The following is a 21,504-nucleotide window of genomic DNA, read 5'->3' on the forward strand; positions in this document are numbered from 1 at the left end:
GCGGGTATCAATCCGCACGACTCGACGATGTCCACAACACCTGCGCCGCATATCCCCGAAACGGTCGCCAGTCCTCGGCGCGGGCAGTCAATTCCCGCGCCGTCATCCGCGCCCCCTCCAGCACCTCCAGCGCCCGCAGCAACCCCACATCGCCGGTCGGAAACCCGTCCATGTCCCGCAACTGTCGCAGGGCAATGTACTGCGCCGTCCAGTCGCCAATCCCGTGCAGCGCCAGCAACCGCGCGGTCCCGGAGGCAAACAGCAACGGATCATCCAGCAACGCCTGCGCGACCCCGGACAAAGTGCGTCCGCGACTTTTCGGCATGCCCAGCGCCGCCAGATCAGCGACCGCCAAAACCGCCGCCTGAGGAAAGACGTGAGTCAGCCCCGACACCGAAGAACGCAACGGCTCGCCATACTGCGCCACCATTTTCCCCGCCAGCCGGATCGCCCCGACCACCGTAATCTGCTGCCCCAGCACTGCCCGAAACGCCAGCTCCAAACCATCCCACGCGCCCGGCACCCGCAACCCCGGGCGTTCGGCAATCAATGGCGCCAGCAGCGGATCCGCCGCCAGATGGCGCTGCATCGTCGGCAGATCCGCGTCCAGATCGAATAGCCGACGCAAGCGCACAACTATCTCGGGCACCGCCGTCGCATCCGGAAAATCCAGCTCGACCTCCAGCGCATCGCCATCACCGGGCCAGACCGAAACCGTGCCATGCACACCGTTCAAACCGATGCTGCGCGAATACACGCCATCGACCACGGTCTCCATCCCGACCACCGCCCGCGCCGCGAGAAACCCGAGCATCGCCGGCCAGTCGTAGGGCGCCAGGTATTCGAGCCGCAGCCTCACAACGACAGCACACCGCTGTACAACCCGTAGGCCGCTAGCCCGGCACCGGCGATGACGCAGGTGAAAATCCCCTTCTCGATCGTGGTGAACAGCGGCTCGCCCTGCTCATGCTTGGCCTTGGCGAACAGAATCACCCCCGGCGCATACAACAGCGCTGACAGCAGCAAATATTTCACCCCGCCGGCGTACAGCAACCACACCGCGTAGCACAGGGCGATGCCGCCGATCAGCAGATCCTTGGTGCGTTCGGCCGAGGCATGTTCATAGGTTTCTCCCCGCCCGCTCAACAGCACCGCATAGGCCGCCGACCACAGGTACGGCACCAGAATCATCGACGACGCGAGGTAGATCAGACTGGTGTAGGTGCCGGCGGAAAACAGCGTGATCAGCAGGAAAATCTGGATCATCACGTTGGTCAGCCACAGCGCGTTGACCGGCACATGGTTGGCGTTTTCCTTTTTCAGGAACGCCGGCATGGTCTTGTCCTTGGCGGTGGCGAAGAGGATTTCGGCGCACAACAGCGCCCAGGACAACAACGCACCGAGCAACGAAATCGCCAGGCCGATGCTGATCGCCAGCGCGCCCCACGGCCCGACGATGTGTTCCAGCACCGCCGCCAGCGAAGGGTTCTGCAGGGTCGCCAGTTCCGGCTGGCTCATGATCCCCAGCGACAGCACGTTGACCAGCACCAGCAGCGCCAGCACGCCAATGAAACCGATCACCGTGGCCCGACCGACGTCCGCGCGTTTCTCGGCCCGCGCCGAATACACGCTGGCGCCTTCGATGCCGATGAACACGAACACCGTCACCAGCATCATGTTGCGCACCTGATCCATCACCCCGCCGAAGTTCGGGTTGCTGTGGCCCCAGATGTCGCGGGTAAAGATATCGGCCTTGAACGCCACGGCAGCGATGACGATGAACATGATCAGCGGCACGATCTTGGCCACGGTCGTCAGCTGGTTGATAAACGCCGCCTCCTTGATCCCGCGCATCACCAGAAAATGCACGGCCCACAGCAACACCGAAGCGCAACCAATTGCGATCGGCGTGTTGCCCTGACCGAACACCGGAAAGAAGTAGCCGAGGGTGCTGAACAGCAACACGAAATACCCGACGTTACCCAGCCAGGCGCTGATCCAGTAGCCCCACGCCGACGAGAACCCCATGTAGTCGCCAAACCCGGCCTTGGCGTAGGCGTAGACGCCCGAGTCCAGTTCCGGTTTGCGGTTGGCCAGGGTCTGGAACACGAACGCCAGGGTGAGCATGCCGATGGCCGTGATCCCCCAGCCGATCAGGATTGCCCCGGCATCGGCGCGAGCCGCCATGTTCTGCGGCAAAGAGAAAATCCCCCCGCCAATCATCGACCCCACCACCAGGGCGATCAGCGCGCCAAGGCGCAACTTTTGCGTCGGTTGCGACATTCAAATCTCCTTGAAAGATGGGTGAGGTTTTTATTTGTAACAACTATTAACTAAACGGATAAAGCTGACTGACGTTTATCAGGTAATGCCAACAAACGTCCGGTTATATATAGCCGATGACGCTAACGCCTAGCACGTTAAGACAGTTTTGTGCGCTGATCCTAATAAATCAATTCTGTACTGAAAACAGATGTGAAAAATTTGCCAAAAGTGGAAAAGCAACTAGCGTGATAACTCGAAAGTAATAGGATCCATTCCCAACCACATCGACCAAAGGCCTCTGGGACGGGCCTTCCAGACAATAGCTTTATGCCTGCAGCGGTTTCATAAGTCATTCATTAACAATGGAATGTGAGCATGCACTGATCTAAGTCAGCTGTTTGAAAAGCCAACAGAACTACGCTGTGAACTCTTCTCTCCTGCAATGGAGTCATGCAATGTCTGAAGCTCCCGGAAAACTACGGCTAGGTGCACTGGTTGCCCTGGTAGTCGGATCAATGATCGGTGGCGGGATATTCTCTTTGCCACAAAACATGGCAGCCAGCGCCGACGTCGGTGCCGTGCTGATCGGTTGGGCCATCACCGCTGTCGGTATGCTCACTCTCGCTTTTGTCTTCCAGACCCTCGCCAATCGCAAACCTGACCTGGACGGCGGCGTCTACGCCTACGCCAAGGCCGGTTTCGGCGACTACATGGGTTTCTCGTCCGCCTGGGGTTACTGGATCAGTGCCTGGCTGGGCAACGTCGGTTACTTCGTTCTGCTGTTCAGCACCCTCGGTTACTTCTTTCCGATTTTCGGTGAAGGCAACACCGTTGCTGCGGTGATCGGTGCGTCGGTTTTGCTGTGGGCGGTGCACTTCCTGGTGCTGCGCGGGATCAAGGAAGCGGCGTTCATCAACCTGGTGACCACCGTCGCCAAGGTCGTGCCGTTGCTGCTGTTCGTCCTGATCGCGATCTTCGCCTTCAAACTGGACATCTTCACCGCCGACATCTGGGGCGTGAAAAACCCGGATCTGGGCAGCGTGATGAACCAGGTGCGCAACATGATGCTGGTCACCGTGTGGGTGTTCATCGGCATCGAGGGCGCGAGCATCTTCTCGGCCCGGGCGGAAAAACGTTCGGACGTCGGCAAGGCCACCGTGATCGGTTTCATCACCGTGCTGCTGTTCCTGGTGCTGGTGAACGTGCTGTCGCTGGGCATCATGACCCAACCGGAACTGGCCAAACTGCAGAACCCGTCGATGGCCGCCGTGCTGGAGCACGTGGTCGGTCACTGGGGTGCGGTGCTGATCAGCGTCGGCCTGATCATCTCGCTGCTGGGGGCGCTGCTGTCATGGGTGTTGCTGTGCGCGGAGATCATGTTCGCCGCCGCCAAGGACCACACCATGCCGGAGTTCCTGCGCAAGGAGAACGCCAACCACGTGCCAGTCAACGCCCTGTGGCTGACCAACGCGATGGTGCAGCTGTTCCTGATCATCACCCTGTTCTCGGCCAGCACTTACCTGTCGCTGATCTACCTCGCCACTTCGATGATTCTGGTGCCGTACCTGTGGTCGGCGGCCTACGCCCTGCTGCTGGCGGTGCGTGGTGAAAGCTACGAAGGCTTCGCGGCCGAACGCCGCAAGGACCTGATCATCGGCGGCATCGCCCTGATCTATGCGGTCTGGCTGCTCTACGCCGGTGGCGTGAAGTACCTGCTGCTCTCGGCCCTGCTCTATGCGCCCGGCGCGATCCTGTTCGCCAAGGCCAAGCTGGAACTCAAACAACCGGTTTTCACCAACGTCGAGAAGCTGATTTTCGCCGCGGTGGTCGTGGGTGCCCTGGTGGCCGCCTACGGTCTCTACGACGGCTTCCTGACTCTGTAACCCCTGACTGATTTGTTATCTGGAGGATCACTGAAATGACCACGGAAAAAGTTAAGTACGGCGTCCATTCCGAAGCCGGCAAACTGCGCAAAGTCATGGTTTGCTCCCCAGGTCTGGCCCATCAGCGGCTGACCCCGAACAACTGCGATGAACTGCTGTTCGACGACGTCATCTGGGTCAACCAGGCCAAGCGCGACCACTTCGACTTCGTGACCAAGATGCGCGAACGCGGGATCGAAGTGCTGGAAATGCACAACCTGCTGACCGACATCGTTTCCAACCCCGAAGCGCTGAAATGGATTCTGGACCGCAAGATCACCCCCGACACCGTCGGCGTCGGCCTGACCAACGAAGTGCGCAGCTGGCTCGAAGGCCTGGAGCCACGCAAGCTCGCCGAGTTCCTGATCGGCGGCGTGGCCGGTGAAGACCTGCCGGAAAGCGAAGGCTCCAGCGTGATCAAGATGTACCGCGATTACCTGGGCCACTCCAGCTTCCTGCTGCCACCGCTGCCCAACACCCAGTTCACCCGCGACACCACCTGCTGGATCTACGGCGGTGTGACGCTCAACCCGATGTACTGGCCAGCCCGTCGTCAGGAAACCCTGCTGACCACCGCCATCTACAAATTCCACCCCGAGTTCACCAACGCCGACTTCGAAGTCTGGTACGGCGACCCGGACAAGGATCACGGCCAGGCCACCCTCGAGGGCGGTGACGTCATGCCGATCGGCAATGGCGTGGTGTTGATCGGCATGGGCGAGCGCACTTCGCGTCAGGCCATCGGCCAACTGGCGCAATCGTTGTTCGCCAAAGGCGCCGTGGAAAAAGTCGTGGTCGCCGGCCTGCCGAAATCCCGCGCGGCGATGCACCTGGACACCGTGTTCAGCTTCTGCGACCGCGACCTGGTCACGGTCTTCCCGGAAGTGGTCAAGGAAATCGTGCCGTTCATCATCCGTCCCGACAGCAGCAAGCCTTACGGGCTGGACGTGCGCCGGGAGAACAAGTCGTTCATCCAGGTGGTGGCCGACGTATTGGGCCTCAAGGAACTGCGCGTCGTGGAAACCGGCGGCAACAGCTTCGCCGCCGAACGCGAGCAATGGGATGACGGCAACAACGTGGTGGCCGTGGAACCGGGCGTGGTCATCGGCTACGACCGCAACACCTACACCAACACCCTGCTGCGCAAGGCCGGGGTCGAGGTCATCACTATCAGCGCCGGCGAACTGGGCCGTGGCCGTGGCGGCGGCCACTGCATGACCTGCCCGATCGTCCGCGACCCAATCGACTACTAACTTTTTGACTTAAAACGACCCGGCGCTGTGAAAGCGTAGCGAGCGAAGGAAAGACAAGGCAAAAACAGGCGAGGAAGCGGAGTTTACTGGCTGTAAATGAGCATTCCGAGCCTGTTTTTAACGCAGTATTTCCGAGCGCAGTAGCTTTCACAGTGTCGGGCAAGGAGATCCATCATGGCTTTCAATATCCACAACCGTAACCTGCTCAGCCTGGAACACCACACCCCACGTGAGCTGCGTTACCTGCTCGACCTGTCCCGCGACCTCAAGCGCGCCAAGTACACCGGCACCGAGCAACAACACCTGAAGGGCAACAACATCGCCCTGATCTTCGAAAAAACCTCGACCCGCACCCGTTGCGCGTTCGAAGTCGCCGCGTATGACCAGGGCGCCAACGTCACCTACATCGACCCGAATTCCTCGCAGATCGGCCACAAGGAAAGCATGAAGGACACAGCCCGCGTGCTGGGTCGCATGTACGACGCCATCGAGTACCGTGGCTTCAAGCAGGAAATCGTCGAAGAGCTGGCCAAGTTCGCCGGCGTACCGGTGTTCAACGGCCTGACCGATGAATATCACCCAACGCAAATGATCGCCGACGTGCTGACCATGCGTGAGCACGCCGACAAGCCGATCCATGAAATCAGCTACGCCTACCTGGGCGACGCCCGCAACAACATGGGCAACTCGCTGCTGCTGGTCGGCGCCAAACTGGGCATGGACGTGCGCATCTGCGCGCCAAAAGCCCTGTGGCCCCACGACGATCTGGTCGATCGCTGCAAGAAATACGCAGAGGAAAGCGGTGCCCGCATCACGCTGACCGATGATCCGAAAGCCGCCGTCAAAGGCGTGGACTTCATCCACACCGACGTCTGGGTATCGATGGGCGAACCGGTTGAAGCCTGGGCCGAGCGTATCCAGCAACTGCTGCCATACCAGGTCAACAAAGAGCTGATGAAAGCCACCGGCAACCCGCGCACCAAGTTCATGCACTGCCTGCCGGCGTTCCACAACAGCGATACCAAGGTCGGCAAACAGATCGCCGAGCAGTATCCGCACCTGGCCAACGGCATCGAAGTGACCGACGACGTGTTCGAGTCGCCTGCCTGCATCGCCTTCGAGCAAGCGGAAAACCGCATGCACACCATCAAGGCGATTCTGGTGTCGACCCTGGCTGATCTGTAAGCGTTGACCTTTGACCTGCGGGCGCCGCCGAAGGCTGCACCCGCAGGCTCACCGAATTCTGAAAGGACTGCATTATGCGTATCGTCGTAGCTCTGGGCGGTAACGCCCTGCTCCGCCGTGGTGAGCCGATGACCGCTGACAACCAGCGCGCCAACATCCGCATCGCCACCGAGCAAATCGCCAAGATCCATCCCGGCAACCAACTGGTCATTGCTCACGGCAATGGCCCGCAAGTCGGCCTGCTGTCGTTGCAGGCAGCCGCCTACACCTCCGTCACCCCTTACCCGCTGGACGTGCTCGGTGCCGAAACCGAAGGCATGATCGGCTACATCATCGAACAGGAACTGGGCAACCTGCTGGACTTCGAAGTCCCGTTCGCCACCCTGCTCACCCAGGTCGAAGTCGACGCCAACGACCCGGCCTTCAAAAACCCGACCAAACCGATCGGCCCTGTCTACGACAAGGCTGAAGCAGAAAAACTCGCCGCCGAGAAAGGCTGGGCGATTGCCCCGGACGGCGACAAGTTCCGCCGTGTGGTGGCCAGTCCACGGCCGAAACGCATTTTCGAAATCCGCCCGATCAAGTGGCTGCTGGACAAGGGCAGCATCGTGATCTGCGCCGGCGGAGGCGGCATCCCGACCATGTATGACGAGAAGCGCAACCTCAAAGGTATTGAGGCGGTCATCGACAAGGACCTGTGCTCGTCGCTGCTCGCCGAACAGCTGGAAGCGGACTTGCTGGTGATCGCCACCGACGTCAACGCGGCGTACATCGACTTCAAAAAGCCAACCGAGAAAGCCATCGCCCAGGCTCACCCGGACGAACTCGAACGCCTGGGCTTCGCTGCCGGCTCCATGGGGCCGAAGGTGCAGGCAGCCTGTGAATTTGCGCGCCATACTGGCAAGGTTGCGGTGATCGGTTCGCTGGCAGACATTGAAGCCATCGTCCAGGGCACCGCCGGCACGCGGGTCAGCACCGCCGCGCCAGGCATCACCTACCGATAACCAGAAATACCGGGGGCAGACCCAGGGTCTGCCCTTCTCCCATGCCTTGAAAGGAGAGAACACCATGGCCCAGTTCGAACCCGGTCACTTGCACATCGAACGGCACGCGTTGACCCAGGATGACGTCAACTACAACATCCGCCTCGAATACGAGGTGTCGCAGGATCCGCAAAAAGGCAAAGGGATACAGTTCCGGCTGGTTGGAACCATCCAGGGCAAAGAGGTCAACGAACCGTTCTTCCTGCCCAAGGAAGAGGCCTACAACTTCGCCCGCAACGTGACGCAGATTGCCGAAAAATACGGCATCCCCAAGAGCCACAGCCAGATCGGCTCGGTCCACAAGCATTACGATTTGATGTTTGAAGACATCCGTGTGCAGTTGAATATGAAATCCGGGGATCCGGTCAATCCCGAGCATTTTGAGTAACCCCGCACACCACAGATCCATTGTGGGAGCGAACTCGCTCCCACAGGAGATGCATACCCGCCGCAAGTTCACGTCGGATTTCACCTGAAGCCCCGCCCCAAGGCATACTTGCCCCCCTCCGTACTCCAGAACACTGAACCACCCCATGCGTATCCACGTCAGCTTCATCGACCGCGTCGGCATCACCCAGGAAGTCCTGGCGATACTCGGTGGGCGCAATCTCAATCTGGATGCGGTGGAAATGGTCCCGCCGAACGTCTACATCGACGCCCCGACCCTCAGCCCGCAAGTGCTCGAAGAACTGAAAGATGCGCTGTTTCGAGTGCGCGGCGTCGAGGCCGTGGTGGTGGTCGACATCCTGCCCGGTCAGCGCCGGCACTTGCAGCTCGACGCGTTGCTCGCAGCAATGACCGACCCGGTGCTGGCGCTGGACAGCGCCGGCAAAGTGCTGCTGGCCAACCCGGCGCTGATCGCCTTGTACGGTCGCGAGCCGGCCGGTGAAAGCGTCTCGGAACTGTTCAACGATCCCGGCCTGCTCGAAACCTTGCTGGAGCAAGGCTTCCGCCTGCCGCTGCGGGAAATCACCGTCAACGGCCAGACCCTGTTGCTGGACGCCACGCCGATCACCGACGCCGGCGCCCTGCTGACCCTGTATCAACCGAACCGCATCGGCGAACAACTCTCGGCGCTGCACCACGACCATGCCGAAGGTTTCGATGCGCTGCTCGGCGAGTCCCCGGCGATCCGCACGCTCAAGGCCCGCGCGCAACGGGTCGCGGCCCTCGATGCGCCGCTGCTGATCCAGGGCGAAACCGGCACCGGCAAGGAACTGGTAGCCCGCGCCTGCCACGCCATCAGCACCCGCCACAGCGCGCCATTTCTGGCGCTGAACTGCGCGGCCCTGCCGGAGAACCTCGCCGAGAGCGAACTGTTCGGCTACGCCCCCGGCGCCTTCACCGGCGCACAACGGGGCGGCAAACCGGGGCTGATGGAACTGGCCAACCAGGGCACGGTGTTTCTCGACGAGATCGGCGAAATGTCACCATACTTGCAGGCCAAGCTGCTGCGCTTTCTCAACGATGGCAGCTTCCGTCGGGTGGGCGGTGATCGCGAAGTGAAGGTCAACGTGCGCATCCTCAGCGCGACCCACCGCGACCTGGAAAAAATGGTCAGCGAAGGCCTGTTCCGCGAAGACCTGTTCTACCGCCTCAACGTGCTCAACGTCGAAGTGCCGCCGTTGCGCGAACGCGGCCAGGACATTCTGTTGTTGGCGCGTTACTTCATGCAGCAGGCCTGCGCGCAGATCCAGCGCCCGGTCTGCCGACTCGCCCCGGGCACTTACCCGGCGCTGCTCGACAACCGCTGGCCGGGCAACGTGCGGCAATTGCAGAACGTGATCTTCCGCGCCGCCGCCATCTGCGAAAGCAGTCTGGTGGACATCGGCGACCTCGACATCGCCGGCACCTCGGTGGCGCGCCAGACCGACACCGATGTCGACAGCCTGGAAGAAGCCGTGGAGGCGTTCGAGAAATCGCTGCTGGAAAAACTCTACGTCAGCTACCCCTCGACCCGCCAACTGGCCAGTCGCCTGCAGACCTCGCACACCGCGATTGCCCATCGGCTGCGCAAGTACGGGATTCCGGGAAAAGCCTGAATCCCGCCAAAAGCGACCTCCATCTGTACTGAAAGCGCTACAGCGGAACGATATCGCTACACCCTTCTTCGACCACCGCCGTGCAAGGCTTTGATCCGCTTCAGCTTTTTTCTTCGCTCCAAGCTGTAGCGATTTCGCTACAGCTTGCTCGATCACGACCGCCAACAAATCAATCAACCAATTGATTTATAACGATATTTTTACGTTGGCCGCGTTCTTGCTAAGTAACCGCTCATAAAATCAGGGCATTGCCGCCCGAGTATTCCACCGCGTCCACCAGACGAGTCTGGCCCCTAGGAGATTCCATGAGCGAGTTGCGTTTTACTGAAGATCACGAATGGCTGCGCGCCGAAGCCGATGGCTCTGTCACCGTTGGCATCACCGCTTTCGCGCAGAACGCTTTGGGCGACGTGGTGTTCGTGCAACTGCCTGAATTGCAGGCTTACGAAAAAGGCGCCGAAGCCGCCACCGTGGAATCGGTAAAAGCCGCGAGCGGCGTTTACATGCCTTTGGACGGTGAAGTCCTGGCCACCAACCCGGCCCTGGAAGACAGCCCTGAGCTGGTCAACGAAGATCCGCTGGGCGAAGGCTGGTTCTTCCGCTTCAAGCCAGCCGACGCTTCGGCCGTTGCCAAGCTGCTGGATCAGGACGCCTACGACCGTCTGATCAAAGCCCAAGCCGAAGCCTGAGGAACCTGACATGACCCAAGTAAATCTCGGCACCGCCAATGAATTCATCGCCCGTCACATCGGCCCGCGCGCCGGTGACGAGCAGGCCATGCTCAACAGCCTCGGCTTCGACTCGCTGGAAGCCCTGAGCGCCAGCGTCATCCCGGAAAGCATCAAGGGCACCAGCGTGCTCGGCCTCGATGACGGCCTGAGCGAAGCCGATGCCCTGGCGATGATCAAAGGCATCGCCGGCAAGAACCAACTGTTCAAGACTTACATCGGCCAGGGCTACTACAACTGCCACACGCCGTCGCCGATCCTGCGCAACCTGCTGGAAAACCCGGCCTGGTACACCGCTTACACCCCGTACCAGCCAGAAATTTCCCAGGGCCGTCTCGAAGCGCTGCTGAACTTCCAGACCCTGATCAGCGACCTCACCGGCCTGCCGATCGCCAACGCCTCGCTGCTTGACGAAGCCACCGCCGCTGCCGAAGCCATGACCTTCTGCAAACGCCTGAGCAAGAACAAGGGCAGCCACCAGTTCTTCGCCTCGATCCACAGCCACCCGCAAACCCTCGACGTACTGCGCACCCGTGCCGAGCCTCTGGGCATTGAAGTGGTGGTCGGCGACGAGCGTGAACTGACCGACGTGACGCCGTTCTTCGGCGCACTGCTGCAATACCCGGCGAGCAACGGTGATGTGTTCGACTACCGCGAACTGACCGAGCGCTTCCACGCCGCCAACGCACTGGTCGCCGTGGCCGCTGACCTGCTGGCCCTGACCCTGCTGACCCCGCCGGGCGAGTTCGGCGCCGACGTGGCCATCGGCAGCGCCCAACGTTTCGGCGTACCGCTGGGCTTCGGTGGCCCGCACGCGGCTTACTTCTCCACCAAAGATGCGTTCAAGCGCGACATGCCGGGCCGTCTGGTCGGTGTTTCGGTTGACCGCTTCGGCAAACCGGCCCTGCGTCTGGCGATGCAGACCCGCGAGCAACACATCCGCCGCGAGAAAGCCACGTCGAACATCTGCACCGCGCAAGTGCTGCTGGCCAACATCGCCAGCATGTACGCCGTGTACCACGGCCCGAAAGGCCTGACCCAGATTGCCAACCGCGTGCATCACCTGACCGCGATTCTGGCCAAGGGCCTGAGCGCACTGGGCGTGACCGTCGAGCAAAGCAGCTTCTTCGACACCCTGACCCTGGCCACCGGCGCGCAAACTGCCGCGCTGCACGACAAGGCCCGTGCGCAACAAATCAACCTGCGTGTGATCGATGCCCAGCGTCTGGGCCTGTCGGTCGACGAAACCACCACCCAGGCCGACATCGAAACCCTGTGGAGCCTGTTCGCCGACGGCAAGGCTTTGCCTGATTTCGCCGCCCTCGCCGCTGCCGCGCAAAGCACGATTCCGGCTTCGCTGGTGCGTCAGTCGCCAATCCTCAGCCACCCGGTGTTCAACCGTTATCACTCGGAAACCGAGCTGATGCGCTACCTGCGCAAACTGGCGGACAAGGACCTGGCACTGGATCGCACCATGATCCCGCTGGGCTCGTGCACCATGAAGCTCAACGCCGCCAGCGAAATGATCCCGGTGACCTGGGCCGAATTCGGCGCCCTGCACCCGTTCGCCCCGGCCGAGCAAAGCGCCGGTTATCAGCAACTGACTGACGAACTGGAAGCGATGCTCTGCGCCGCCACCGGTTACGACGCGATCTCGCTGCAACCGAACGCCGGTTCCCAAGGTGAGTACGCCGGTCTGTTGGCAATCCGTGCCTATCACCAGAGCCGTGGCGAAGACCGTCGCGACATCTGCCTGATCCCGTCGTCCGCCCACGGCACCAACCCGGCGACCGCCAACATGGCCGGCATGCGCGTGGTCGTGACCGCCTGCGACGCCCGTGGCAACGTGGACATCGAAGACCTGCGCGCCAAGGCCATCGAGCACCGCGAACACCTCGCCGCGCTGATGATCACCTACCCGTCGACCCACGGCGTGTTCGAAGAAGGCATCCGCGAAATCTGCGGCATCATTCATGACAACGGCGGCCAGGTGTACATCGACGGCGCCAACATGAACGCGATGGTCGGCCTCTGCGCACCGGGCAAATTCGGCGGCGACGTCTCGCACCTGAACCTGCACAAGACTTTCTGCATCCCCCACGGCGGTGGCGGCCCGGGCGTCGGCCCGATCGGCGTGAAATCGCACCTGACCCCGTTCCTGCCGGGCCATGGCCACATGGAACGCAAGGAAGGCGCGGTCTGCGCAGCACCGTTCGGCAGCGCGAGCATTCTGCCGATCACCTGGATGTACATTCGTATGATGGGTGGCGCAGGTCTGAAGCGCGCTTCGCAACTGGCGATCCTCAATGCCAACTACATTTCCCGTCGCCTGGAAGAGCACTACCCAGTGCTGTACACCGGCAGCAACGGTCTGGTGGCGCACGAGTGCATCCTCGACCTGCGTCCGCTGAAAGACAGCAGCGGCATCAGCGTCGATGACGTGGCCAAGCGTCTGATCGACTTCGGTTTCCACGCCCCGACCATGTCGTTCCCGGTGGCCGGCACGCTGATGATCGAGCCGACCGAAAGTGAATCCAAGGAAGAGCTGGACCGCTTCTGCGACGCCATGATCCGCATCCGCGAAGAAATCCGCGCTGTAGAGAACGGCACCCTGGACAAGGACGACAACCCGCTGAAGAACGCTCCGCACACCGCCGCAGAGCTGGTCGGCGAGTGGACTCACCCGTACAGCCGCGAACAAGCGGTGTACCCGGTGGCGTCGTTGATCGAAGGCAAGTACTGGCCGCCGGTCGGTCGCGTCGACAACGTGTTCGGCGACCGCAACCTGGTCTGCGCCTGCCCGTCGATCGAAAGCTACGCTTGACCTGTGAGGGGGCGGGTTCGCCCGCCCCTTTCATGCGTGCCTGATGTGCCTATAACAAGAAACCGGAGAACAACCATGTCGTTAAGCGTGTTCGACCTGTTCAAGATTGGCATCGGCCCCTCCAGCTCCCACACCGTCGGCCCGATGCGCGCAGCCGCGCGCTTCGTCGAAGGCCTGCGCCGGGAAAACCTGTTGTCGGCCACCACCAGCGTCAGGGTCGAGTTGTACGGATCCCTCGGCGCCACCGGCAAGGGTCACGGCAGCGACAAGGCTGTGCTGCTGGGCCTGGGAGGTGAACACCCGGATACCGTGGATACCGAAACCGTCGCTGCACGTCTCACACAAATTCGCGGCAGCGGGCGTTTGAACCTGCTCGGTGAACACAGCATCGCGTTCAACGAGAAAGAACACCTGGCAATGATCCGCAAGCCGTTGGCCTATCACCCCAACGGCATGATCTTCCGTGCCTTCGATGCAGCGGGATTGCAGATCCGCAGCCGCGAGTACTACTCGGTCGGCGGTGGTTTTGTGGTCGACGAAGATGCGGCCGGAGCCGACCGTATCGTCGAAGACGCCACACCGCTGACCTTCCCGTTCAAAAGTGCCAAGGACTTGCTCGGTCACTGCGCCACCTACGGTCTGTCGATCAGTCAGGTGATGCTAACCAACGAAAGCGCCTGGCGCCCGGAAGCGGAAACCCGCGCCGGCCTGCTGAAAATCTGGCAAGTGATGCAGGACTGCGTGGCCGCCGGCTGTCGCAACGAAGGCATTCTGCCGGGTGGCCTGAAGGTCAAGCGGCGGGCGGCAGCGTTGCACCGGCAACTGTGCAAGAACCCGGAATCATCGCTGCGCGATCCGTTGTCGGTGCTGGACTGGGTCAACCTCTACGCCCTCGCCGTCAACGAAGAAAACGCCAATGGCGGGCGCGTGGTTACGGCGCCGACCAACGGCGCGGCGGGGATTATTCCGGCCGTATTGCATTACTACATGCGCTTCATTCCCGGCGCCAACGATGACGGCGTGGTGCGTTTCCTGCTGACCGCGGCGGCCATCGGCATTCTGTACAAGGAAAACGCTTCGATTTCCGGCGCCGAAGTCGGCTGTCAGGGCGAGGTCGGCGTGGCCTGCTCGATGGCGGCCGGTGCGTTGTGCGAAGTCCTCGGCGGCAGCGTGCAGCAAGTGGAAAACGCCGCTGAAATCGGCATGGAACACAACCTCGGCCTGACCTGCGATCCGATTGGCGGGCTGGTGCAGGTGCCGTGCATCGAGCGCAACGCCATGGGCTCGGTCAAGGCGATCAACGCCGTGCGCATGGCCATGCGCGGAGACGGGCAGCACTTCGTCTCCCTCGACAAGGTCATCCGCACCATGCGCCAGACCGGCGCCGACATGAAAAGCAAATACAAGGAGACCGCCCGCGGCGGTCTGGCGGTCAACATTATCGAGTGTTAATTAGCCCCCTCTCCCTCCGGGAGAGGGTTGGTGTGAATCAAGGAGTCCCGCATGTCCACCGAACAACTGTCGAAAACCCCGCTGCACGCTCTGCACATCGAACTCGGCGCCCGCATGGTGCCGTTCGCCGGCTACGACATGCCGGTGCAATACCCGCTGGGCGTGATGAAAGAACACCAGCACACCCGTGAGCAGGCCGGGCTGTTCGATGTCTCGCACATGGGTCAGATCCGCCTGACCGGCGCCAATGCCGCCAAAGCCCTGGAAACCCTGGTGCCGGTGGACATCATCGACCTGCCGGTGGGCATGCAGCGCTATGCGATGTTCACCAACGAAACCGGTGGCATCCTCGATGACCTGATGGTCGCCAATCTGGGCAACGACGAACTGTTCCTGGTGGTCAACGCCGCGTGCAAGGACCAGGACCTGGCTCATCTGCAGAAGCACATCGGCGATCAATGCAAGATCGAGCCATTGTTCGAAGAACGCGCCCTGCTCGCCCTGCAAGGCCCGGCCGCCGTGACCGTGCTGGCGCGCCTGGCACCGGAAGTGGCGAAGATGACCTTCATGCAGTTCGCCCGCGTGAAACTGCTGGGCGTCGATTGCTTCGTCAGCCGTTCGGGCTACACCGGTGAAGACGGTTTCGAAATCTCCGTACCGGCAGCCGATGCGGAAAAACTCGCCCGCGCCCTGCTCGCCGAACCGGAAGTGGCCGCCATCGGCCTCGGTGCCCGTGACTCGCTGCGTCTGGAAGCCGGCCTGTGCCTGTACGGCCACGACATGAACACCGACACCACGCCGATCGAAGCGAGCCTGCTGTGGGCCATCTCCAAGCCACGCCGCGCTGATGGCGCACGTGCCGGTGGTTTCCCGGGTGCAGAACAGGTTTTCAGCCAGCAACAGAACGGTGTCGCACGTAAACGCGTCGGCCTGTTGCCGCAGGAGCGCACGCCGGTCCGTGAAGGGGCAGAAATCGTCAACGAAGCCGGCGAGATCATCGGCAGCGTGTGCAGCGGCGGTTTCGGTCCGACCCTGGGTGGGCCATTGGCGATGGGTTACCTCGACAGCGCCTATGTCGCACTCGACACGCCAGTCTGGGCCATCGTTCGTGGGAAAAAGGTGCAAATGCTTGTAAGCAAAATGCCATTCGTTCCACAACGCTACTATCGTGGTTGATTGACTGTTTCTATAAGTAACGCGATTGCGTTATGCGTGCACTAATGTGTAACGCAATCGCCATAAAACAGTGCACTTTCTTTACATTCGATTCGAATATGAACTTGGCTTATAACGTTCGAAAACAATTGAACAAGCTAATCGTATAAGCCCGACTAATGGACTGACTAACTGCCAGCAAGCACAGGAAAACCGGGGCCCTCACGGGGCTTGTTTTTCCTCCTGTAGTTGGCGTAGAGTTTGTCCACTGTGTTTGCATGGGTCAGCTTGGAATCGTGACCTGGGCAGTAGCCTACAAGTTAGCTACATCCCGTTCGACGTCTTCTTACTCTCCTGCAACCAGCCCCAGTACTCTTTCATGAGGAAGAGACTGTCATCAATTTTTGCGTCAAAGGAAATAAGAAATGTCCCAACGTCAGAGCGGTACCGTCAAGTGGTTTAACGACGAGAAAGGTTTTGGTTTTATCACTCCAGAAAGCGGTCCGGATCTGTTCGTGCATTTCCGCGCTATTCAGGGCAACGGCTTCAAGAGCCTGAAAGAAGGCCAGAAAGTGACTTTCGTGGCTGTGCAGGGCCAGAAAGGCATGCAGGCTGACGAAGTACAAGCCGAAGGCTGATCTTCTGTTACGAAAAAGCCCCTGATATTGATATCAGGGGCTTTTTTGTGCGCGCGAATCCGTAAAATGGCGCTTCACTTTCCGTCCAGAGGCTGCCATGTCGAAACACTTGCTCATCCCCCAGGGCGATTTTCCCGCCGTTGGCCTGGGTCGTCGTCTGGCAGCGATGTTCTATGACTTTCTGCTGTGTACCGCCCTGCTGATCGTCACCGGCGGGATCTACAAGATGATCCAGGCCGCGATCATCGGCGAAGAGCGCCTGCGAGTGCTGACCGACGCCGGCAAGCTGGACGGCGACCCGCTCTACTCCACCGTGCTGCTGCTGGTGCTGTTTGGCTTCTTCGCCAAGTTCTGGACTCACGCCGGCCAGACACTGGGCATGCAGGTGTGGGGCATCCGCGTACAGAATGCCGATGGCACCGCGATCAGCCTGTGGCAGGCGCTGCTGCGGTTCATGGTGTCGATCGCGTCGTGGCTGTGCGCAGGCCTTGGCTTCTTCTGGTCACTGTACGACAAGCAGAAACGCACCTGGCATGACATTTATTCGGACACGCAAGTGGTGCGGGTCCCGAAGAAAGCCAAATAATCCTGCAGATGCAAAAACGCCCCGATCAAATCGGGGCGTTTTTGTTTGTGGCTCAAGGTCAGGCGTTGCCGGCCAGCTTCAACCGCGCAGCCTGAGTGAAATCGAGCATGCGCTTGAGTGGGCGAATCGCCTGGGGAATCAGCGCCGGGTCGACGAAGATCTCGTTCGAGCCCTCCTTCAGGCACTTCAGCGTGCGCTCAAGGGTGTTCATGGCCATCCACGGGCAATGTGCGCAACTGCGGCATGCCGCGCCGTTACCGGCCGTTGGCGCCTCGATGAAGACCTTGTCCGGGCACAGCTGCTGCATCTTGTAGAAGATGCCGCGGTCGGTAGCGACGATCAGGGTCTTGTTCGGCAGCGTTTGTGCGGCAGCGATCAACTGGCTGGTGGAACCGACGGCGTCCGCCAGTTCGATCACCGAAGTCGGCGACTCCGGGTGCACCAGAATGGCCGCGTCCGGGTACAACGCTTTCATGTCTTCCAGCTGCTTGGACTTGAACTCTTCATGGACGATGCACGCACCATCCCAGAGCAGCATGTCGGCGCCGGTCTGACGCTGAATGTAGGTGCCCAGGTGCTTGTCCGGGCCCCAGATGATGGTCTCGCCGTTGTCCATCAGGCTTTCGACGATCTCCAGCGCGCAGCTCGATGTCACCACCCAGTCGGCCCGGGCTTTGACCGCCGCCGACGTGTTGGCATACACCACGACCGTGCGCTCTGGATGCTGATCGCAGAACGCCGAGAACTCATCCACCGGGCAACCCAGGTCCAGCGAGCAGGTCGCCTCCAGGGTGGGCATCAGTACACGTTTTTCCGGGTTGAGAATCTTCGCGGTTTCGCCCATGAACTTCACGCCGGCGACCACCACGGTCTTGGCCGGGTGGGCGTTGCCGAAGCGGGCCATTTCCAGCGAGTCGGAAACGCAACCGCCGGTTTCTTCGGCGAGGGCCTGGATGATCGGATCGCAATAAAAGTGGGCAACCAGCACCGCGTCCTGAGCCTTGAGCTCGGCGGCGATGGCGGAACGGTAATAAGCCTCTTCCTCGACCGTCAGCGGCTTCGGCTGCTTGGCGTCGAGGTGGGCTTGTACCAGAAGGCGTTCGGAAATCTGCGTCATGTTCGCAAGACCTGCAGGCGCATTCGCGCGAAAGTCGAGTATACACCCGGCTCCGGACCGCTTGAGGGTACCGCCGGGAGAGTGAGTTTTATCAGGCACGGACAGCGTTGAAGCTGCGCAAGGCTACAGAATATCCCGGTGATGCAAAAGATGATTCTGACCTGTGTCAGCGCAACGGCACCGAAAGGAGACATGCCCGAATCGCAGGCAAAAAAAAACCCGGAAATCCTCACTTTCGTGGGCCTTCCGGATTTTCTAAACCGCCAAATATGGTGGGTCGTGTGGGATTCGAACCTACGACCAATTGGTTAAAAGCCAACTGCTCTACCAACTGAGCTAACGACCCGCTGTGTGGTGGCGCGTATAATACTGATTTTTAAGGACTATTCAACACCTAATTTGAAAATAATCAAAAATAAGGTGTCGGGTCGCTGATTCCGGCCGCTGCGAAGCCTTCTGCACGCAGTCGGCAGCTGTCGCATTTGCCGCAGGCACGGCCATTATCGTCCGCCTGATAGCAGGAAACAGTCAGCCCGTAGTCAACACCAAGCTTCACGCCGGCCTCGACGATCTGCGCCTTGCTCAGGTTCTGCAACGGGGCCTGGATGCGGAAACCATTGCCTTCTACACCGGCCTTGGTCGCCAGGTTGGCCATGCGCTCGAACGACTCGATGAACTCGGGACGGCAATCCGGGTAGCCGGAGTAGTCCACTGCGTTGACACCAATAAAGATGTCACGAGCGCCCAATACTTCAGCCCAACCCAACGCTAGAGAAAGGAACACCGTGTTGCGCGCCGGCACATAAGTCACCGGAATGCCTTCACCCAGTTCCTCCGGGATATCGATGCTGCTGTCGGTCAGGGCCGAACCGCCCATGCCGTTCAGGTTCAGACCGATCACCTTGTGCTCGACCACGCCCAGATCGCGAGCGACGCGTGCGGCGGCGTGCAGTTCGGCGTGTGAACGCTGGCCGTAATCGAAGCTCATGGTGTAGCAGTGATAGCCTTCGGCGCGGGCCATCGCCACGACCGTGGCCGAGTCCAGGCCGCCGGACAGCAAAATGACCGCACGCTTTTCAGTAGTGTTCAGTTGTTCAGTCATCTCAGCGCCCCGGCTCGTCATTCCACAGATACTTGTGCAGTTGCAATTGCAGGCGTACCGGCAAATTGTCCGCCACCACCCAATCCGCCAGATCCCGAGCATTCAGGTCATGATGGCTCGGGGAAAACAGCACTTCGCCGGCACGCCACTCAAGACCGTACTGGATCAGCTTGGATACCGCCCAGTCATAGTCTTCCCGCGAGCAGATGACAAACTTCACCTGATCGTTGGGCGTCAGCAACTCGATGTTCTCGTAACGATTGCGATGGGCTTCTTTGGAATCGGGGGTCTTCAGGTCGACAACCCGACTGACCCGCGGATCGACCGCGGAAATATCGAGGGCGCCGCTGGTTTCCAGCGAGACTTCGTAGCCGGCATCACACAACTGCTTGAGCAAAGGAATGGCATTGGGCTGTGCCAGCGGCTCACCGCCAGTGACACAGACGTAGCGCGGGCGAAACCCGGCTACCTGCTCGAGGATGTCGTCGAGTGTACGAATGGTGCCGCCGCTGAACGCGTAGGCACTGTCACAGTATTGGCAACGCAGTGGGCAACCGGTCAGGCGCACAAAAACCGTGGGCAGCCCGGCAGTCCGCGTTTCCCCCTGCAACGAGTAGAAAACTTCGGTGATTCTCAATGTGTCTTGCATAGTCGCCACGGGCGTAACAGCTAAACAGGCTGTCCGCCTCCGTCAGGCACTTCAGGCAACCCCGCCAACGCGTAGATCACCAGAAGCGTGTTTCATAAAAGGGCGTGAATTCTAACGAAAAAACCCGCGACAAGCGCGGGTTTCTTCTAAACGGGTCAAACAGTATTACATGCGCTGCAGATCGCGTTGGGCTAACTGAGCGGCGGAGGTACCCGGATACTGGGACACCACCTGTTGCAGAATGCCTTTGACCTTGTCGGTGTGACCGAGGCGGCGCTCTACGTCAGCCAGCTTGTACAGCGAATCCGGCACTTTGGCATGCTTGGGATAGAGCTGCGAAACCTTGGCAAAAGCCTGACCTGCACCTTGCAGATCGCCTTTGGCCAGGTTCACTTCACCCAACCAGTACTGGGCATTGCCCGCGTATTGGCTGTTCGGGTATTTACGCAGGAAGGCGGCGAAAGCCTGGCTGGCCTTGTCGAAATCCTTGGCCTTGATCAGGTCGAAGGCTGCATCGTAATACAGCTTTTCCTTGGCCGGATCAGCCGGTTCGCCACCCGCGGCAGGTGTCTGGGCGGCCGCAGCGGCCCCGGCTCCAGCGGCGGCACCGGCAGCAGCACTTGCATCGCCACCGGCAGAAGAATTCTCAGGAGTCGCGGCAGGTGCAGCACCGGATCCTATGCGCCGATCAAGATCCTGGTATCGCTCCAGGGATTCTTGCTTCATGCGCGCAACCTGATTCTGCAGTTCTTCGATCACGCCTTGCTGGCGCGATATCTGATCCTGCATTTGTTGCAGTTGGTTGAACAGCATGCCTTGTGCCGAGGCAGGGGCCGAAGCCGCTCCCCCGGCATAGGCGCCGTTCGTACCGTAACCTGCAGGCGGATAACTGCTCCCGCTATTGTTATAACCGGAGTTGTCATCGACCACAGGAACCGCAGCCCACGCCGCAAGCGGCGCGAGGCTGAGAGCCAGAACAGTTACAGCACGACGGCACGTTCGCATATCGAATTACTTACGCAGTTCGACGCGACGGTTTTGAGCCCAGGACTGCTCGTCGTTGCCGGTAGCAACTGGACGCTCTTCGCCGTAGGAAACCAGTTCCAGCTGAGCTGGGGAAACACCTTGCAGTACCAGGTAGCGCTGAACGGCTTTCGCACGACGCTCGCCCAGTGCCATGTTGTACTCACGAGTACCACGTTCGTCGGTGTTGCCTTCCAGAACAACGCGAGCGCCGTTTGCTTTCAGGTCTTTGGCGTGAACGTCCAGAGCGCGCATGGCTTCTGGCTTCAGGTCCGAGCTGTCGTATTCGAAGTAGAAGGTGGTGATTGCGCGCAGAGCAGCTTCTTCGCTCAGGGAACCGTCAACGGCACCAGTGTTTGCGCCGTAACCAGCGTTTGGATCAACAGCGCCTTCACCGGCGTTGTCGCCGCCTTTGGACGAGCAACCTACAGCTACAGCCATGGCCAGAGCCAGCGCAGCAAATTTACCAAACTTCAGCATTTCCATCGTGAAACTCCTAATGAACCCCAGTGTGTTAAGT

19 protein-coding genes and 1 tRNA gene are annotated in these 21,504 nt (G+C 60.6%); 12 read left to right on the top strand and 8 right to left on the bottom strand.

From position 1 onward, the window contains the following. Positions 1-7 precede the first annotated feature (7 nt). A complete protein-coding gene (locus IF199_RS23360; protein WP_192558827.1) occupies positions 8-859 on the bottom strand; it encodes a DNA-3-methyladenine glycosylase family protein in 852 nt (283 codons plus the stop codon). Beyond that, positions 856-2,283 (bottom strand): arginine-ornithine antiporter, encoded by a 1,428-nt coding sequence (arcD, locus tag IF199_RS23365; RefSeq protein ID WP_102621281.1) that lies wholly within the window; start codon positions 2,281-2,283, stop codon positions 856-858. The genes IF199_RS23360 and arcD (IF199_RS23365) overlap by 4 nt, the downstream gene beginning before the upstream one ends. Positions 2,284-2,720: 437 nt before the next feature. Between arcD (IF199_RS23365) and arcD (IF199_RS23370) the strand changes: the two genes are divergently transcribed. The 12 genes from arcD (IF199_RS23370) to IF199_RS23425 all read left to right on the top strand — a co-directional run bounded on the left by arcD (IF199_RS23370) (position 2,721) and on the right by IF199_RS23425 (position 17,093). Then, complete coding sequence (gene arcD, locus IF199_RS23370) at positions 2,721-4,148, top strand: arginine-ornithine antiporter (RefSeq protein ID WP_096818272.1); 1,428 nt, start codon at positions 2,721-2,723, stop codon at positions 4,146-4,148. A gap of 35 nt (positions 4,149-4,183) precedes the next feature. Continuing rightward, positions 4,184-5,440 carry an arginine deiminase gene (gene arcA, locus IF199_RS23375; protein ID WP_096818274.1) on the top strand — a complete coding sequence of 419 codons (1,257 nt, stop codon included), beginning with the start codon at positions 4,184-4,186 and terminating at the stop codon, positions 5,438-5,440. A 174-nt stretch (positions 5,441-5,614) separates the two neighbouring features. After that, entirely contained in the window at positions 5,615-6,625 is a 1,011-nt protein-coding gene (locus IF199_RS23380; protein ID WP_096818276.1) for an ornithine carbamoyltransferase, read from the top strand. A gap of 74 nt (positions 6,626-6,699) precedes the next feature. Beyond that, a complete protein-coding gene (arcC, locus tag IF199_RS23385; RefSeq protein ID WP_192558828.1) occupies positions 6,700-7,629 on the top strand; it encodes a carbamate kinase in 930 nt (309 codons plus the stop codon). Between the two features lie 64 nt (positions 7,630-7,693). After that, positions 7,694-8,056: a DUF5064 family protein gene (locus IF199_RS23390; protein WP_096818279.1), complete on the top strand. Its 363-nt coding sequence runs from the start codon at positions 7,694-7,696 to the stop codon at positions 8,054-8,056. 145 nt (positions 8,057-8,201) lie between these two features. Beyond that, a complete protein-coding gene (locus IF199_RS23395; RefSeq protein ID WP_192558829.1) occupies positions 8,202-9,710 on the top strand; it encodes a sigma-54-dependent transcriptional regulator in 1,509 nt (502 codons plus the stop codon). 305 nt (positions 9,711-10,015) lie between these two features. Beyond that, entirely contained in the window at positions 10,016-10,399 is a 384-nt protein-coding gene (gene gcvH / locus IF199_RS23400; protein WP_007951190.1) for a glycine cleavage system protein GcvH, read from the top strand. Between the two features lie 10 nt (positions 10,400-10,409). Further along, complete coding sequence (gcvP, locus tag IF199_RS23405; protein WP_192558830.1) at positions 10,410-13,262, top strand: aminomethyl-transferring glycine dehydrogenase; 2,853 nt, start codon at positions 10,410-10,412, stop codon at positions 13,260-13,262. Positions 13,263-13,337: 75 nt separating this feature from the next. Next, the gene (locus IF199_RS23410) at positions 13,338-14,714 is read left to right on the top strand and encodes an L-serine ammonia-lyase (RefSeq protein ID WP_192558831.1); all 1,377 of its coding nucleotides are present in this window, start codon (positions 13,338-13,340) and stop codon (positions 14,712-14,714) included. Positions 14,715-14,765: 51 nt separating this feature from the next. After that, on the top strand, positions 14,766-15,890 hold the full coding sequence (gene gcvT / locus IF199_RS23415; RefSeq protein WP_102621277.1) for a glycine cleavage system aminomethyltransferase GcvT: 1,125 nt from the start codon (positions 14,766-14,768) through the stop codon (positions 15,888-15,890). Between the two features lie 404 nt (positions 15,891-16,294). Further along, a complete protein-coding gene (locus IF199_RS23420; RefSeq protein WP_007934683.1) occupies positions 16,295-16,507 on the top strand; it encodes a cold-shock protein in 213 nt (70 codons plus the stop codon). A 97-nt stretch (positions 16,508-16,604) separates the two neighbouring features. After that, positions 16,605-17,093 (top strand): RDD family protein, encoded by a 489-nt coding sequence (locus IF199_RS23425; protein WP_192558832.1) that lies wholly within the window; start codon positions 16,605-16,607, stop codon positions 17,091-17,093. A 58-nt stretch (positions 17,094-17,151) separates the two neighbouring features. Here the strand turns inward: IF199_RS23425 and nadA are convergent, their stop codons facing one another. From nadA to pal, 6 genes are all read right to left on the bottom strand, one after another. Next, positions 17,152-18,210 (bottom strand): quinolinate synthase NadA, encoded by a 1,059-nt coding sequence (gene nadA, locus IF199_RS23430; protein ID WP_192558833.1) that lies wholly within the window; start codon positions 18,208-18,210, stop codon positions 17,152-17,154. Between the two features lie 270 nt (positions 18,211-18,480). Then, positions 18,481-18,556 (bottom strand) — tRNA-Lys (locus IF199_RS23435). Positions 18,557-18,619: 63 nt separating this feature from the next. Next, the gene (queC, locus tag IF199_RS23440) at positions 18,620-19,312 is read right to left on the bottom strand and encodes a 7-cyano-7-deazaguanine synthase QueC (RefSeq protein ID WP_192558834.1); all 693 of its coding nucleotides are present in this window, start codon (positions 19,310-19,312) and stop codon (positions 18,620-18,622) included. Between the two features lies 1 nt (position 19,313). Next, positions 19,314-19,961, bottom strand: coding sequence for a 7-carboxy-7-deazaguanine synthase QueE (gene queE, locus IF199_RS23445; RefSeq protein WP_192558835.1), 648 nt, complete (start codon positions 19,959-19,961; stop codon positions 19,314-19,316). Positions 19,962-20,126: 165 nt separating this feature from the next. Further along, entirely contained in the window at positions 20,127-20,966 is an 840-nt protein-coding gene (gene ybgF, locus IF199_RS23450; protein ID WP_192558836.1) for a tol-pal system protein YbgF, read from the bottom strand. A 6-nt stretch (positions 20,967-20,972) separates the two neighbouring features. After that, a complete protein-coding gene (gene pal / locus IF199_RS23455; protein ID WP_003178634.1) occupies positions 20,973-21,470 on the bottom strand; it encodes a peptidoglycan-associated lipoprotein Pal in 498 nt (165 codons plus the stop codon). Between the last annotated feature and the right edge of the window lie 34 nt (positions 21,471-21,504).

The organism is Pseudomonas allokribbensis (assembly GCF_014863605.1).
Classification (GTDB): Bacteria; Pseudomonadota; Gammaproteobacteria; order Pseudomonadales; family Pseudomonadaceae; genus Aquipseudomonas; species Aquipseudomonas allokribbensis.